Origin of the sequence: Vibrio sp. D401a (assembly GCF_030248515.1) — a bacterium.
GTDB classification, from domain to species: domain Bacteria; phylum Pseudomonadota; class Gammaproteobacteria; order Enterobacterales; family Vibrionaceae; genus Vibrio; species Vibrio rotiferianus.
The window spans coordinates 1-16,081 of record NZ_JAHGAI010000068.1; the positions used below are offsets into that span (position 1 = coordinate 1).

The following is a 16,081-nucleotide window of genomic DNA, read 5'->3' on the forward strand; positions in this document are numbered from 1 at the left end:
TGGCTCTGGCTCTGGCTCTTCAGAGCTTAATTCCTGTTCTAGTAAGTCAAGAGGACTTTCTTGCGATTCAAACTCTTCATCAAGTAAAGCACTAAAATAGTCATCTAGCGCTTGCTCACTCGAAAGTACTGGCTCATGTTCACTCATCAATTGCTAACCTCTCTAGATAGATCAGCAACTGTTTATAAGCAAAGACCCCTCGGCTTCCTGATGCAAAGTGCGACGCTGGTAAGCGCTTCAAACTTGCATCTCTGAATTTGGTATCAATTGGCACTGCTGAAGTCCAAACCTTGTCTGGGTAATCTTTCTTCAACTGTGTCAATGTCTGCAAAGATGCTTTGGTACGTTTGTCATACATCGTAGGTACGATCGTTACTTTAAACTCATCTTTGCGAGACTTTTGCATGATGGTTAAAGTGCGAATCATCCGTTCCAAACCTTTCATCGCCAAAAATTCAGTTTGGACTGGAATCAAAATTCGATCGCTTGCAGCAAGTGCATTTACCATCATTACACCAAGTATTGGCGGGCAATCAATCAGCACATAATCGTAATCTTGTTCGACTGCTTGTAGGGCTCTTTTTAAGATCAGCCCCATGCCGCTGCGATTCCCCATCACTCGATCAAGCGTCGCTAATGACATATGGGCAGGGATAATATCGATGCCTTCAACCTGAGTTTCAAGAATCAATGGACGAACTGTACTACTGTTAAACGTTCTTAGCTGGAAAAGGTCGAACAAGCTTGAACTCACCGCATCTGGGTCAAAGCCAAGGTAGGTCGTCAACGATGCATGAGGGTCGGTATCAACCATCAATACACGATGCCCTTTTTGGCTTAACAAACCAGCTAACGTCACAGTCGATGTCGTTTTTCCTACACCACCTTTTTGGTTAGCTACACTCCAAACGATCATGATTTTTCCTACGCTAAGCCAACTTCGACCAACATGCGCTCTGCAATACGTTCTAAAGGTAGGTCTTCTGTTGAGATCCCTGCTTTAGCGACGGCTTGAGGCATGCCATATACGACGCAGCTTTCTTCATCCTGCGCCCAAATTGTCGAGCCAGCAGACTTAAGCATGCGTGCACCTTCTCGACCATCTGCCCCCATGCCGGTTAGCACCATTGAAAGTACTTTATCACCATAAATTTTCGCAGCAGAACCAAAAGTAACGTCAACACATGGTTTGTAGTTCATTCGATCGCCGCCATCGATAATACGAAGGCGTGCGGCTCCCGCTCTACCATCCACCATCATCTGCTTACCACCTGGTGCGAGGTACGCTACACCAGCTTGCAGCACGTCGCCATCAGCCGCTTCTTTCACCTGAATCTTACACAGAGAATTCAAACGACTTGCGAAAGCTGCTGTGAACGTCGCTGGCATATGCTGAATCAGAACAATTGGGTGTGGATAATTAACCGGCAGTTTGGTGAGAATTTTCTGCAGTGCCACCGGACCACCTGTAGAGGTGCCAATTGCCGTTAGTTGATATTTCTTACCTGAAGCTCTGAACTTTGCCGCTACCGGTCGTCCAGTCGCTGGCGTCGCCGTTCCGTTAGTACGTAAAGCAGTTGGGCGAGCAGCGGTGCTGCTTGGCGTCGCTGCAGGCTTTGCAATTGGGCGACGCATAAACGCGCGCTTGGCTGCAATCTGAATAACGCGCTGCTGTAGCAATGTCACTGCTTCATCACGGTTGCGTGCAATGTCTTCAAATTTCTTTGGAAGGAAATCAAGAGCACCTGCGTCCAACGCATCAAGGGTCGCTTTTGCACCATCATGCGTCAAAGATGAAAACATCAATATTGGCGTTGGTGCTGCCGCCATGATTTCGCGAACTGCGGTGATGCCATCCATCACCGGCATTTCGATATCCATTGTAATGACGTCGGGCTTTAGCGTTTTCGCTTTTTCAACAGCCTCTCGGCCGTTTACTGCAACGTCAATAACTTCAAGGCGCGATTCTGAATTGATGATCTCGCTTACGCGACGTCGAAAGAAACTAGAATCATCAACAACTAATACTTTAATCGCCATTTTTATCCTTTATATCTTTCTACTCAACTTAAATACGAGACGCAGCTGCGTATTGTTTGAGTAGGTCTGGCACGTCTAGAATCAATGCAATGTGACCATCGCTGGTAATCGTCGCACCCGCCATGCCTGGCGTGCCTTGTAGTAAGTTGTCTAGTGGCTTGATAACCACTTCTTCTTGACCTATTAAAGTATCCACTACGAAGCCAACTCGTTGACTGCCTAGCTGAACGATAACAACATGTCCATGGCCAGAACGCTCTGCGACTTTTGTGCCACGTTGCGCCAACCAATTCTGTAAGTAGAACAGAGGAAGCGATTTATCACGTACGATAATCGTCAACTGACCATCAACAACGTTAGTACGACTTAGGTCAAGGTGGAAAATTTCATTAACCGATGCTAACGGTAGTGCAAATGGATGCCCACCGACGCCAACCATTAGGGTTGGAAGAATTGCTAGCGTTAGCGGTACTTTGATGGTGATCTTCGTACCCTTACCTAGCTCAGAATCGATATCGATTGAACCATTCAAGGTATTGATCGCAGTCTTAACCACATCCATGCCAACACCACGACCTGAGATGTCTGAGATCTTCTCTTTACTAGAGAAGCCTGGAGCAAAGATGAGGTTGAAACACTCTTTGTCCGACAGGCGTGCTGCAGCATCTTCGTCCATCATGCCGCGTTTCACCGCAATACCACGAAGCTTATTCGGATCCATACCGCCGCCATCATCGACGATAGCCAGTTCGATATGATCACCTTCTTGAGATGCTGACAAGATCACTTTACCAGTACGAGACTTACCCGCCCTCGCTCGGTCATCAGGCATTTCGATACCATGGTCAACTGAGTTTCGTACTAAGTGGATCAGTGGATCCGCAAGCGCCTCTACAAGGTTTTTGTCTAGATCGGTTTCTTCACCGCGCATTTCCAGCACGATGTCTTTTTGTAAGTTACGCGCCAAATCACGTACAACGCGAGGGAAGCGGCCAAATACTTTCTTGATCGGCTGCATACGTGTCTTCATCACCGCGCCTTGAAGGTCTGCAGTAACGACATCTAAGTTCGCAACAGCTTTCGACATTTCTTCGTCATTGCTGTTTAAACCAAGACTTAATAGTCGGTTACGAACCAAGACTAACTCACCAACCATGTTCATGATGGTATCAAGGGTTGATGTATCTACACGAACGGTCGCTTCAGCTTGAGGCTTCTTAACTGCAGGAGCCGCTGCTTTTGGCTCTTCTTTTACGGCAACGGGTTTTGCTTCCGGCTTAGGTGCTGGAACCGGAGCTGAAACTGGTGCAGGTGCAACAGAAGGTTGAGTAGGTGCAGCTGGTTCGCTAGTTGAGTTTGCGGAAGCTGGCTTAGTCGCAAAATCAAGCTCTTCGATAGAAGGGCCTTTGCCTGAACCATGTAGCTCATCCAACAGCTTTTCAAACTCTTCATCGGTCATCAAATCACTGTCTGCAGACGGAGCTGTTGGCGCTGTTGGCGCTGGAGTAGCTGGTTCTGGAGCTTTAGGTGTTTCAGGTTCAGTTGCAAAGCTTGATGCAGATGGGCTTTTACCAGCACCATGTAGTTCATCCAGTAGACGCTCGAACTCATCGTCTGTGATATCACCACTATCCACTGGTGCGCTTGCAACTGGTGCTGCTGCAGGCTGTGCAGCGTGTGCGCCTGGAGCACTACCTTTACCATGCAACTCGTCCAGAAGCTTTTCGAACTCGTCCTGCGTAATCTCATCAACAGAGCTTGCACTAACGCTTTCAACTGGCGCTGACACTGGTTCTGGAATAACGACTGGCTCAGGTTCAATAACAGGTTCTGGTTCAGCAACAGGAGCAACGGCGACCTCATCCTCAGACTCAGGTCGACATAGACGATGTAGCTCTTCAAGTAACGCCGGATCCGCGGCTTCTAGAGCATCACGATCTTGAACTGCTTGGAATTGAGTATTAACAGTATCCAGTGCTTTTAGCATGGTATCCATCAAACTCGGAGTTACGGAACGTTGGCCATTTCGCAACACATCAAATACGTTTTCTGCACCGTGACAGGTATCAACCAGTTCGGCTAGCGACAGGAATCCCGCTCCACCCTTTACTGTGTGGAACCCACGGAAAATAGCGTTCAGTAGATCTTTATCTTCAGGGTTATTTTCTAACTCTACAAGTTGCTCAGACAGCAACTCCAGAATTTCTCCGGCTTCAATTAGAAAGTCCTGAAGAATATCTTCGTCTAAATCGTAGCTCATACGTTACCTTTAAAATCCAAGACTGGACAATAAGTCATCGACTTCGTCCTGCGATGAAACTGCATCTTCCCTCAATTCTGGGTGAAGAATTGGGCCTTCCGCTTCACTTGAGCATTTTTGCTTTGTGTCAGAAGCTTCAACAGGTTTGTTAGCTGTTTCTTCTTCTGGTTTGTTATTCGAAAAGACCGTCAATATTTCCACTAAACGCCCTTCCACCTCATTCACGAGTGTAATTACTCTGCGAATGATTTGACCAGTTAAGTCTTGGAAGTCTTGCGCCATTAGAATTTCGGTTAGTTGACCACGTAATTCTGTACTGTCACCTTCAACTTGAACGAGGAGTTCATCGATGCGGTGGCAGAGGGCTTTAAACTCACTTAATTCAATTCGACCGTGCATGAGTTCGTTCCATTGAGGACGAACTTGCTGTAAGCAGTTATTTAAGTTGTCCGCCATCGGTAGGCAACATTCCACTGCATCCATCGTTTTGTTTGCAGCCAGTTCAGTTTTCTCGATCACGTACTGGAGACGGTCCCTTGCATCTGGGATTTCATCTTTAGCGATTTCCGTCATACGTTGATCGATATTGAACTGCCTCAATGAGTCATGAAGGTCACGTGTAAGAGTTCCGATTTCTTGAAGCATCGGATTTCCTTTCCCTTCATATATGGAAGCAACCAGCGCATCTGCTTGTTCTTGCTCTCCATTTTCTAATAACTGGACGAGAGACTTCGCCTGCTCTAGTGAGATCATCCTGAATAGACCCTTTTACGTTTTGCTCTTTCTGATTACTACATTATGTTAAGTGAGCCATCTATTTTTAGATTTAAAGTATTTGACGACTCAGCTAACGAGTAAAAGTAAGGACTTATAAACGTTCGAAAATTTTATCGAGTTTTTCTTTTAGTGTTGCCGCTGTAAATGGCTTAACGATGTAACCGTTAACACCAGCTTGAGCCGCTTCAATGATCTGTTCACGCTTTGCTTCAGCCGTAATCATAAGCACAGGAAGATGCTTCAATTCAGCATCTGCACGAATGTGTTTTAGAAGGTCAATACCCTGCATTCCTGGCATGTTCCAGTCAGTTACAACGAAATCGAAGTCACCTTTTTTCAGCATTGGTAATGCAGTTAAACCATCATCTGCCTCTTGGGTGTTATTGAAACCCAAGTCACGAAGTAGGTTTTTGACAATACGGCGCATTGTTGAGAAGTCATCAACAATAAGGATCTTCATGTTTTTATTCAAAATTGCCTCCACTGAATCAAAAATCAGTGTTTTTAGTCATTTTGTGTCCACGCACTCAACTTAGTGCGTAAACGTTGCATCGCTTGGCTTAGTATCTGGCTAACGCGAGACTCACTCACACCTAATACATCACCAATTTCTTTCAAATTAAGTTCTTCGTCATAATAAAGCGAAAGTACCAAAGCTTCACGCTCAGGAAGCTGTTTTATTGATTCAACCAGTGCTTTTCTAAACGATTCATTAGCCACACCTTTGAATGGATTATTGTCATCCGAATCTTCGGCTGGCGTTATGACATCATCAGAGACGCCCAGATCTTCGATACCTATGAGCTTGGAGCAATTAATATCCGTCAACGCGTTATGGTATTGCTCTATTGTAAGCCCCATATGAGCCGCAACTTCAGCATCACTAGGATCTCGATTCAGCTGAGCCTCTAGCTCTGCTATCGCTTGATTAATCTCTCGATTATTTTTATGAACAGAACGTGGTACCCAATCCCCTTTGCGAATGTCATCTAACATCGCACCACGGATTCGAATACCTGCGTATGTTTCAAAGCTCGCACCTTTAGAACCATCATAATTCTGCTGAGCTTCGATAAGACCGATCATTCCGGCTTGGATTAAATCCTCAACCTGAACACTCGGCGGTAAACGGCCTAACAGGTGGTGAGCAATACGTTTGACCAGCACAGAATAACGTTCAATGAAAGCCTGCTGGCTATTGACGTTGCCACGCTGATCATAAGTAAGCGCTTTATTCACCAAAAGGGTCCTCTGAGAATTCATTACGATGCAGCAATCTTTCTACAAAAAATTCTAAGTGGCCACTTGGCGTTTTTGGAATCGGCCAAGTCAGTGCCTTGTTCGCTAATGAGCTGATTGCTAAAGCAGCTGGTGAGCGAGGAAAAGCATCCACTACGATTTTTTGCTTCTTAACTGCTTGTCGTACTTTATCATCTAATGGAATACATGCTACGAGTTCAAGGCTCACATTCAAGAATCGCTCTGTGACTAGCGTCAACTTTGCGAATAATTCTCTGCCTTCACGATAACTCCTGACCATATTTGCAACAACTTTAAAGCGTTGAACTTGATGTTCTTTGCTTAAAAGCTTGATCAGTGCATAAGCATCAGTGATTGAAGTTGGTTCATCACAAACGACTACAACTACATCTTGAGCTGCTCGTGAAAAACTGATAACCATATCAGAAATACCCGCAGCTGTATCAATCAGTAACACATCCATTTCATCTTCAAGGCTACCAAAAGCACGAATCAAACCCGCATGTTGAGCCGGTGACAATTCCGTCATGCTTTGTGTGCCTGAAGTTGCAGGTATTATCTTTATACCATAAGGACCTTCAACAATTGCATCTTTTAACTCACATTCGCCTGCAAGTACGTGTCCTAGATTACGTTTTGAGCGAATACCGAGCATAACGTCGACATTGGCAAGGCCTAAGTCAGCATCGAGTACCATCACCTTTTTGCCTTGGCGTGCCATACAAATTGCCAAACCAAGTGTTACGTTAGATTTACCCACACCACCTTTACCACCCGTTACCGCAATAACTTTAGTGAGTGATGGCTGTGTTAAGCGACGGAGGCCGCTTGCTTGATCGTGTATCATATTCTCAGTCATAGTAGTCCGCCGCCCTAGAGTCCTTCGTTGTCACTATTCCAAAAGTGAGGTTCGTTCTCTGTCGACTTCTCTAACAGTTCGTTTGCTTTCGCAATCATGTATTTTGGTTGTGCAATCACAATGTCTTCAGGTACACGCTGTCCGTTTGCGATATACGCGACTGGCATTGCATTTTGAATAACTACGCTAATGAACTCGCCTAAGCTTAGGGATTCATCCAACTTAGTTAAAATGCAGCCAGACAATGGAATACGTTTAAAGTGGTCTAGTGTTTCTTGTAATACGCGTCGTTGAGCTGTCGCTGGCAATACAAGGTAACTGTGGATGACCTCTCCACTCTCTTGCATCAATGTATCCAGTTGCTCTGATAGACGAACATCACGTTGCCCCATACCTGCAGTATCAACCAAAATCAGACGTCTGTTTCGTAGTTGATATATAACATCGGCCAATTCATCAGAATCTTTAGCAACTCTTACAGGACAACCCATAATTCTGCCATATATTGACAGCTGCTCATGTGCACCAATTCTATAAGTGTCTGTTGTCACTAAAGCAACGTTGTCCGCGCCATACTCCATCGCAGCACGAGCAGCTAGCTTTGCCACTGTCGTCGTTTTACCAACACCAGTAGGGCCTAGTAGTGCGACAACACCACCACGTTTCAATATATCTTGGCGTGGTGTCGAAATCTGGTCAGCGACCAGTGCTAGTAGAGCCTTCCACGCTCTTGAAGGTTTCGTGTCTTCTGGAATATAGCAAGCCATCTGGTCCGCGAGCTCCGGAGATACACCCATACGTTCTAACCGTTTAATCAGCATTGCTCGTAGAGGTTCACGGCGCTCAACTTCCTGCCACATAAGTCCCGAGACTTGATGCTCCAACAAACGACGTATCGATGTCATTTCTTCTCGCATGTTCTCGAGCTCACTTGGCGAATTATCTTTTTCGTCAGAAGGTCGACGGCGATCATAACGTGTCGGATCCAGCTTCGGACTAGGAGGACTGAATCGATCATCTTGAGCAATAAGCTTGGCCAGAGGCGAATCAGGCTGGTAAGGAGCTGGCTGGTTATAGTTCTCTCTGTGCTTAGTTTGTCTTTGCAACAGCGCTGATAACGAATCCTCATTTTCAGCCACATGGTCATCAGATTCCGACGCACCATGGCTATACTGTTTGAGCATATTCGCAAAGCGTTTTGTCATCGAACCCGATTTCTCGGTGCTGTTGTTCAAGCTAATTTTGTCTTCATCTAATCGACGATCTTCAAAACGACTCGCGGCAGAAGAAGACATTTGTTGATGTTCACTATAACGATTTGGTGTAGTAGAGCGACTAGGTGGCGCTTTTGCACTGCTCTCTCCAGCAGCTGCGTTGGACTCGCCATCTATCGCAGCTACGATTTCTACGCCACCCGCTACTTTCTTGTTCGACATGATCACCGCATCCACTCCAAGTTGTTCTTTCACTTGAAGCAACGCTGAGCGCATATCTTTGGCAAAAAATCGTTTAATTTTCAAACTACGAATCCATTATAATGGGTTATTTAATTACCCACGGCTTGCACAATTCTGATCTGTTTTTCATCCGGGATTTCTTGGTATGAGAGCACCCTTAAGCTTGGTATTGTGTTTTTGACAAACTTAGCCAATGTTGAACGCAATACGCCAGAAGTCAGTAGAACTGCAGGTTCCCCCTTCAGCTCTTGTTCTTGTGTCGCTTGACTCAAGGAAGATTGCAGACGCTCTGCCAATCCTGGCTCAATACCTGCGGATTCTCCTCCTGAAGCCTGCATTGTCTGATGCAAGATTTGTTCCAGCTCAGGAATCAGTGTAATCACTGGCAACTCAGGCTCTATGCCATTGATTTCCTGAACAATTAGTCGTTTAAGAGAGATACGAACCGCTGCTGTTAGAATGTCAGGTTCTTGACTCTTACTTGAGTACTCAGCCAGGGTTTGGATGATGGTTCTAATGTCTCTAATTGGTACCGCTTCATTAAGCAAGTTTTGCAGCACTTTCACAACCACACCAAGTTGCAGTTGGTCAGGAACAAAGTTCTCTACCAGCTTAGGCGCACTTCGCCCAAGCATTTCAAGCAGGTTCTGCACCTCTTCATGCCCAATGAGCTGTGAAGCATTATTGGTTAGCAATTGGCTTAAATGGGTTGCGAGAACCGTTGAAGAGTCCACTACGGTGTAACCTAAGGCTTGAGCGTGTTCTCTCTGTTCTTCGCGGATCCACACAGCTTCGAGACCAAATGCAGGGTCAATTGTTGGTTCACCCTCGATCATGCCGTAAACTTGACCAGGGTTTATTGCAAGTTCTTGGTCTGGCTTGATTTCAGCTTCACCAACGGCAACACCCATTAGCGTAATACGATAGCTATTTGGCGTGAGTTCTAAATTATCACGTATGTGTACAGCCGGAATCAGAAAGCCAAAATCCTGAGATAGCTTTTTACGCACACCTTTAACCCGTTCGAGCAACTCCCCACCTTGGTCTCTATCCACTAGCGGAATCAAACGATATCCTACTTCTAGACCAATAATGTCCACTGGCTGCACATCATCCCAAGAGAGTTCCCTTTGAGAGATAGGTTCGTTCCCACCTTCAAGCTCTGCGGGCGGCTTAGGCTCTTTCGCTTTTTGTTTCTGCTTTTTATCTAGCCAATAAGCAGCGCCACCAGCAATGGCCGCAAGGGAGAGGAATGAGAAATGAGGCATGCCCGGAACAATACCCATAACACCTAAAATTGCCGCCGTGATCATCAGTGCTTTCGGGTTATCAAACATCTGAAAAATGAGCTGCTCGCCCATATCTTCATCAGTATTTTGACGGGTTACCATCATCGCAGCAGCGATTGATAGTAAAAGTGATGGTATCTGTGCAACAAGGCCATCACCAATCGTCAGCAGGGTATAGATTTGCATCGCTTCAGAGAAGCCTAAGCCATACTGCGCCATACCGATGGATAAACCACCAATAATGTTGATAAATAGAATTAAGATACCAGCAATGGCATCACCTTTAACAAACTTTGACGCACCATCCATCGAACCATAGAAGTCGGCTTCTTTGGTAACTTCGAATCGTCTTGTTCTCGCCTGCTCTTGATCGATAAGTCCCGCGTTTAGGTCGGCATCGATGGCCATCTGCTTACCAGGTAACGCATCTAGGGTAAAGCGAGCACTAACTTCAGAAATACGACCTGCACCTTTGGTAACTACCATAAAGTTGATGATCATCAAGATTAAGAACACCACCAAACCAACAGCGTAGTTACCACCAATTACAACATTACCAAAAGCTTCAATAACGTTACCGGCTGCGTTACCACCTTCATGACCATAAAGAAGAACGACACGAGTTGACGCAACGTTCAGTGCTAAACGAAGCAACGTTGCAATAAGAAGTACTGTTGGGAATGCAGCAAAGTCAAGCGGACGTCGTGTGTAAACCGTAACCAATAACACCACCATCGCAAGCGCGATGTTGAAGGTAAAAAACATATCCAGCAAGAACGCAGGAATAGGTAAGACCACCATTGCAAGGGTGGCAAGTACCATTACTGGCGCGCCGATAGCCGGCATTGAACGCTGTGGTATTTTGGGCAGCTTATCTGCAAAAGGCAGGCTTAACTTCATATTTAGGTGGTGTCTCAGCTTTGATGTCTGCTCGTCTCGACGGGACGAGGGAGCGATAGCACTCATTCGTAAGTGCTAGGTATTGTTGTTGATAAACACGATTTAAGCAATCTGTGTACCAGCATAAACGCCAAAATAATGACTAAAGATCAAAGTAATTCTCAATCCTTTGATCTTTAGCTAATTTCCCTAAGCATTAATGTCGATATTCTGGGGGAATAGGTAACTCATAGTCCTTGAGTTTTGGTCTTTGTCCACCACGCTTGCGGTACTGCTTTAACTGGAATACGAAAGCGAGTACTTGTGCGACAGCGGTAAATAGTGCATCAGGAATCTGCTGTTCTAACTCAGTGGTGTAGTACAGTGCACGCGCTAAAGGAGGTGCTGGCACAATCGTAATGTCATGCTCTCTCGCAATCTCACGAATTTTCATCGCAATATGATCGGTTCCTTTGGCAACAACGATAGGCGCACGGTCTGTTTTTTGCTGATAACGAAGTGCAACAGAAAAGTGTTCTGGGTTGGTGACAATAACGTCAGCTTGCGGAACATCAGCCATCATTCTTCGTTGAGCGGCTTCACGTTGTAGCATTCGGATACGGCCTTTAACCTCTGGTTTACCCTCCGTATCCTTGTATTCGTCTTTGACTTCTTGCTTGGTCATTTTGAGTTGGTCAGCGTGCTGCCAGATTTGAAATGGAATATCAATCGCGACAACTATCAATAGCGAGCAACTGATCAGCAAGACGAAGTTCAGCAAGATATCGAGTGCATGGAAAATGTTTTGCGGATAAACATCCATACTAAGCTGAATCAAATCAGCCTGTGATGCTTGGATCAAGTAAATTGCCACCCCTGTCACCAAGCCAACCTTTAGGATTGATTTGACCAACTCAACCCAGCTTTGTAGCCCCACCATTCGCTTTAGGCCACTTAGTGGGTTCATTTTTGACAACTTAGGCATCGCCGCTTCTGCAGAAAAGCTGATTCCCCCCACGCCAGCCGCGCCAATCACCGCAGCAATAAAGAGCGTCAGTAGGATCAGTAGCAGAGGTAGCAGTAAGGAAGTAAGAGCACCGCCCGCGATATCAAACAATTTGGCGACATCAAAGATTTCATCACGCTTAAGAGCGAACAAGCGGCTCATGATAGAAAACAGAGCACGAGCCAAAGATTCTCCGAACCACATTAAAGATACAGCACCGACGATAAGCACCGAGGCCGATGCAAGCTCTTTAGAACGAGCCACCTGCCCCTTTTCTTTGGCTTGTTGTAACCGTCGGGGGGTGGCTTCTTCGGTGCGTTCTTGACCGTCTGACTCTGCCAAACCAGCCTCCTAACAACTCAAGCGAATGAGGTTACAAATTTGCTCCTCACCCACTGTCCAATACAGTAAGTAGTGGCTATATAAGCCAGCCAAAATATACCAACACAACAACAAACCAACCATCAAAGCAAAGGCAAAACCGAGCGAAAAGATGTTTAGCTGTGGTGCGGCACGAGTCATTACACCGAAAGATAAGTTAATAGTAAGTAGCGCAATAATGCCAGATAAAGACATGCTCAATGCCGTTTTAAACATAATCCCCAACCAGCTTGCCATCTCTCTATAATCGACCGCATTCAGGCTGCCTGAACCAATTGGTAGAGTTTTAAAGCTAAACACCACCAGCTGTAGCATTTTCAGGTGCCCATCTGTTGCTAAGAAGAATAAGGTTGCCAAAAACATGAAGAGTTGACCAAGCAATGGGGTATTTTGACCATTAGCCGGATCGACCATCGATGCAAAGCCTAAGCTCGACTGCATACCTAATATCTGGCCCAGCAGAACAAAAGTTTGAATCAAAAACTGAGTAACCATTCCCATTGCAACGCCAATAATGATTTGCTCAGCGATGGTCATAAAACCACGAAATGAGAGCAATTCAATATCTTGAGGAACTGCCGGAATAGCTGGCATCACGGCAAACGTAATCGCTAACCCGAGGTAAAGACGAATACGTGGCGAAACAAAGCGAGCACCAGTCACAGTCATTACCATTAACATTGAAGATATACGGACATATGGCCAAAAGTAATTGGCAATCCAATCCAGTACAATGTCAGTTGGGTATTCCATCACAATACCTTGTTAATAAAGCACTTGAGGCAAGCGCTCAATCAAACCAAAAAAGTACTCCATCAGCATTTGCGTCATCCAGTGACCAAATAGCATTAGGGCCAACAAGGTCACAATCAAACGTGGCAAAAAGCTCAATGTCTGTTCGTTGATAGACGTTGCCGCTTGAAAGATGGCCACGACTAAACCAATTAATAAGCTAGGAATAATGATGGCGCAGACCATGATCAGCACCATCCACAAAGCATCTCGGAAAAGCTCGACAAACATTTCAGGAGTCATAATTATTCCTCTTCAAATTTGCCCAGCTACAAAGCAAAGCTGCCCGCTAGGGTTGATAGTATTAAGTTCCAGCCATCAACTAACACGAACAACATTAGCTTGAATGGCAGGGATACAATCATAGGCGAGAGCATCATCATACCCATCGCCATCAGTACTGACGCGACCACTAAGTCAATAATAAGAAACGGAAGAAACAGCATAAAACCAATCTGGAAAGCTGTTTTTAGTTCAGAAGTGATAAAAGCAGGGATCAACACCGCCATAGAGACATCTTCAGGGTTTGTCACTTCCGCCCCAGACATATTAACGAACGTTTCAAGGTCTTTAACGCGAGTCTGCTTGAGCATAAATGCCTTCATAGGCTGTTGTGCTGCATCAAAAGCTTCTCGCGCTGTGACTTGCTCGTTTAAATATGGCTGAATGGCTGTTTCATTCACTTCATTGAGTACTGGGGACATCACGAAAAAAGTAAGGAACAACGCAATACCAATAATGACCTGGTTTGATGGCGTTTGCTGCAAACCCATAGCCTGGCGCAGAATGGACATGACGACCACGATACGGGTAAAAGAAGTCATTAAAATGACCATCGCCGGCAAGAAGCCAAGCATGGTCATCAGAGCCAGAATTTGCAGCGTAACGGAATAATCTTCGCTACCATCTGGATTGGTCGTCATGGTAAATGCCGGAATGCCGCCCGTGTTGGAAACCGATAACGAGTGGCTTGCACCTTTATCACTCTCCATCGCTTGCACGGTAACACTGCCTCCAGGGGCTAAGTTGGCGGGTAATGCGCCTTCTTCGGCTTGAGCGAACGCGGCTGACGACGTTAATAGACTTAGCATCAAGACAACAAGGCCGATGACCAGTCTAATTGGATTATCCTTTATCATTCTTTTTAATCAGTTGACTAAATTGACTAGCAAATGCATTGGTCGCCAACTCATCCTCTTTTAGCGGCTGTTCTAGTTTAGCCAGGGTTTGAATCGATTGACTGGTAATACCTACCAGAAATTGCTCTTCTCCGACTTGCACGACTGCGATACGCTCTTTCGTTCCGACAGGTAACTGGCTGACAATTCTTAAACCTTTTTGCTGGCCCATTGCTGGAACCTGCATACGCTTTAGCAGCCATGCCAAAAAGATGATGACACCAATGACAAGAACCAATGAGCCCAATGTCGTCGCCATATCCAAACTATTTGGCGCCGCTGCAAATGCATAAGGAGCACTCAGCGCAAGGCTCAGTGCTCCTGTCATTTGCATCAACCGTGTATTGATTGAACTTCTCATACTAGCGTAGCTTTTTGATACGTTCAGTTTGGCTAATTACGTCCGTCAGACGAATACCAAATTTGTCGTTGACGACAACAACTTCACCATGAGCAATGAGTGTACCGTTAACTAACACGTCAAGGGACTCTCCCGCTAAGCGGTCCAGTTCCACGACAGAGCCTTGGTTTAACTGCAATAGATTTCGAATGCTAATCTGAGAACGACCGACTTCCATCGAGATAGTCACGGGAATATCCATGATGGTATCAAGCTTACGTCGCTCATCTTCAGAAATAGGCGCAGAGGTATCTTTCAACTCTTCTAATGGCGCTGCAAGCACTTCATCAACATCAATTGATGGTGCTGATGGATCTTCGCCAAGAGCTGCTGCCCATTCGTCAGCAAGTTTTTGATCGTCACTTGGTTCCATTATTGTGTCCTGTCTTAAATCTTCTTTGTTCTTCCACCTTCGCGATCAATTCAGCAAAGGCATTGAAATACTGGCGCATTAATTTAATCGTCATCATCGCTTTCAAGCTCAGACATAATGTCCTTACCCAAAAACGCCAAATCCGTTTTTACTACATGTGGACGCTCGATTTCCTCAGAAACTTGCACTGCCAGCTTGTCTTCTGAGCGCCCCATTTTGACTCGATAGGTGGGTAAATCTTCAATGAACATCGTCGCATGTTCTGGCATCTCAATCGGGATCACATCACCCGGTTGAAGTTCCATCAAGTCACGTAGAGAGATGTCTTTCTCCAGCAAATTCACACGAAAGTTTACCGGGCAATCCATGATCTCTTCACGCAGAGCAGAACTCCAACGTACGTCTGTTTCCATTTTGTCAGATTGAACACCCGCATCCAGCAATTCACGGATAGGTTCAACCATCGAATAAGGCATTACAACGTGAAAATCGCCGCCACCGCCATCAACCTCGATATGGAATGAGCTGACAACAATCACTTCTGTCGGGCTCACGATGTTGGCCATACTAGGGTTTACTTCTGAATCGAGATATTCGAACTCCACCCCCATGACCGGAGACCATGCTTCTTTGTAGTCTTCAAAAACAATTTTTAGGAGTAATTGAATAATGCGTCGTTCGGTTGGAGTAAATTCACGACCTTCGATTTTGGCGTGGAAGCGACCATCGCCACCAAAGAAGTTCTCTACCAGAATAAACACCAGACGCGCTTCCATAGTGATCAGTGCCGTACCTTTTAACGGACGAAAACGCACCATGTTCAGACTAGTTGGAACGTACAGGGTATTTTGGTATTCACCAAACTTCATCATCTGTACGCCATTGATCGACACTTCTGCCGTTTTACGCAACATGTTAAACAGACTGATCCGCATGTGTCGTGCAAAGCGCTCGTTGATAAGTTCGAGCGTCGGCATGCGACCACGTACAATTCTGTCTTGAGATGAGAAGTCGAAGTTAACGGCACTCCCCGTGTCTTCGTCCATGGGTTCATCGACGTCATCAACATCGTCTACACCATGTAATAGCGCATCAATCTCATCTTGGCTTAATAGATCTGTCACGTTTTA

16 protein-coding genes and 1 pseudogene are annotated in these 16,081 nt (G+C 45.6%); all 17 read right to left on the reverse strand.

What is annotated here, in order from left to right:
• Positions 1-147 (reverse strand): annotated as a pseudogene (locus tag KIV41_RS23170) (chemotaxis protein CheW); the annotation flags it as partial.
• Positions 140-916, reverse strand: a complete 777-nt coding sequence (locus KIV41_RS23175) for a ParA family protein (protein ID WP_038884864.1) — start codon at positions 914-916, stop codon at positions 140-142. The pseudogene KIV41_RS23170 and the gene KIV41_RS23175, both read right to left, overlap by 8 nt.
• An 8-nt stretch (positions 917-924) precedes the next feature.
• Positions 925-2,040, reverse strand: a complete 1,116-nt coding sequence (locus tag KIV41_RS23180) for a chemotaxis response regulator protein-glutamate methylesterase (RefSeq protein ID WP_285337759.1) — start codon at positions 2,038-2,040, stop codon at positions 925-927.
• A 28-nt stretch (positions 2,041-2,068) separates the two neighbouring features.
• Entirely contained in the window at positions 2,069-4,300 is a 2,232-nt protein-coding gene (locus KIV41_RS23185; RefSeq protein WP_285337760.1) for a chemotaxis protein CheW, read from the reverse strand.
• A 9-nt stretch (positions 4,301-4,309) separates the two neighbouring features.
• Entirely contained in the window at positions 4,310-5,053 is a 744-nt protein-coding gene (locus tag KIV41_RS23190; RefSeq protein ID WP_171306885.1) for a protein phosphatase CheZ, read from the reverse strand.
• Positions 5,054-5,168: 115 nt separating this feature from the next.
• Positions 5,169-5,537 (reverse strand): chemotaxis response regulator CheY, encoded by a 369-nt coding sequence (cheY, locus tag KIV41_RS23195; RefSeq protein ID WP_017635949.1) that lies wholly within the window; start codon positions 5,535-5,537, stop codon positions 5,169-5,171.
• Between the two features lie 44 nt (positions 5,538-5,581).
• A complete protein-coding gene (locus KIV41_RS23200) occupies positions 5,582-6,316 on the reverse strand; it encodes an RNA polymerase sigma factor FliA (RefSeq protein ID WP_010449591.1) in 735 nt (244 codons plus the stop codon).
• Complete coding sequence (locus KIV41_RS23205) at positions 6,309-7,196, reverse strand: MinD/ParA family protein (RefSeq protein WP_029561023.1); 888 nt, start codon at positions 7,194-7,196, stop codon at positions 6,309-6,311. Before KIV41_RS23205 ends, KIV41_RS23200 begins: the two co-directional genes overlap by 8 nt.
• 14 nt (positions 7,197-7,210) lie before the next feature.
• Positions 7,211-8,716: a flagellar biosynthesis protein FlhF gene (gene flhF, locus KIV41_RS23210; protein WP_045390035.1), complete on the reverse strand. Its 1,506-nt coding sequence runs from the start codon at positions 8,714-8,716 to the stop codon at positions 7,211-7,213.
• Positions 8,717-8,742: 26 nt separating this feature from the next.
• Positions 8,743-10,842, reverse strand: a complete 2,100-nt coding sequence (flhA, locus tag KIV41_RS23215) for a flagellar biosynthesis protein FlhA (RefSeq protein WP_010449595.1) — start codon at positions 10,840-10,842, stop codon at positions 8,743-8,745.
• A gap of 196 nt (positions 10,843-11,038) precedes the next feature.
• Positions 11,039-12,169, reverse strand: a complete 1,131-nt coding sequence (flhB, locus tag KIV41_RS23220) for a flagellar biosynthesis protein FlhB (RefSeq protein WP_045390029.1) — start codon at positions 12,167-12,169, stop codon at positions 11,039-11,041.
• A gap of 9 nt (positions 12,170-12,178) precedes the next feature.
• Entirely contained in the window at positions 12,179-12,961 is a 783-nt protein-coding gene (gene fliR / locus KIV41_RS23225; protein ID WP_010449599.1) for a flagellar biosynthetic protein FliR, read from the reverse strand.
• 12 nt (positions 12,962-12,973) lie between these two features.
• Positions 12,974-13,243 carry a flagellar biosynthesis protein FliQ gene (gene fliQ / locus KIV41_RS23230; RefSeq protein ID WP_005433008.1) on the reverse strand — a complete coding sequence of 90 codons (270 nt, stop codon included), beginning with the start codon at positions 13,241-13,243 and terminating at the stop codon, positions 12,974-12,976.
• Positions 13,244-13,269: 26 nt separating this feature from the next.
• The gene (fliP, locus tag KIV41_RS23235; RefSeq protein WP_010449602.1) at positions 13,270-14,139 is read right to left on the reverse strand and encodes a flagellar type III secretion system pore protein FliP; all 870 of its coding nucleotides are present in this window, start codon (positions 14,137-14,139) and stop codon (positions 13,270-13,272) included.
• Positions 14,126-14,539, reverse strand: a complete 414-nt coding sequence (gene fliO, locus KIV41_RS23240) for a flagellar biosynthetic protein FliO (protein WP_029561024.1) — start codon at positions 14,537-14,539, stop codon at positions 14,126-14,128. The genes fliP and fliO overlap by 14 nt, the downstream gene beginning before the upstream one ends.
• 1 nt (position 14,540) lies before the next feature.
• Positions 14,541-14,951 (reverse strand): flagellar motor switch protein FliN, encoded by a 411-nt coding sequence (gene fliN / locus KIV41_RS23245; RefSeq protein ID WP_010449605.1) that lies wholly within the window; start codon positions 14,949-14,951, stop codon positions 14,541-14,543.
• Between the two features lie 83 nt (positions 14,952-15,034).
• Positions 15,035-16,075, reverse strand: coding sequence for a flagellar motor switch protein FliM (gene fliM / locus KIV41_RS23250; protein WP_010449607.1), 1,041 nt, complete (start codon positions 16,073-16,075; stop codon positions 15,035-15,037).
• Between the last annotated feature and the right edge of the window lie 6 nt (positions 16,076-16,081).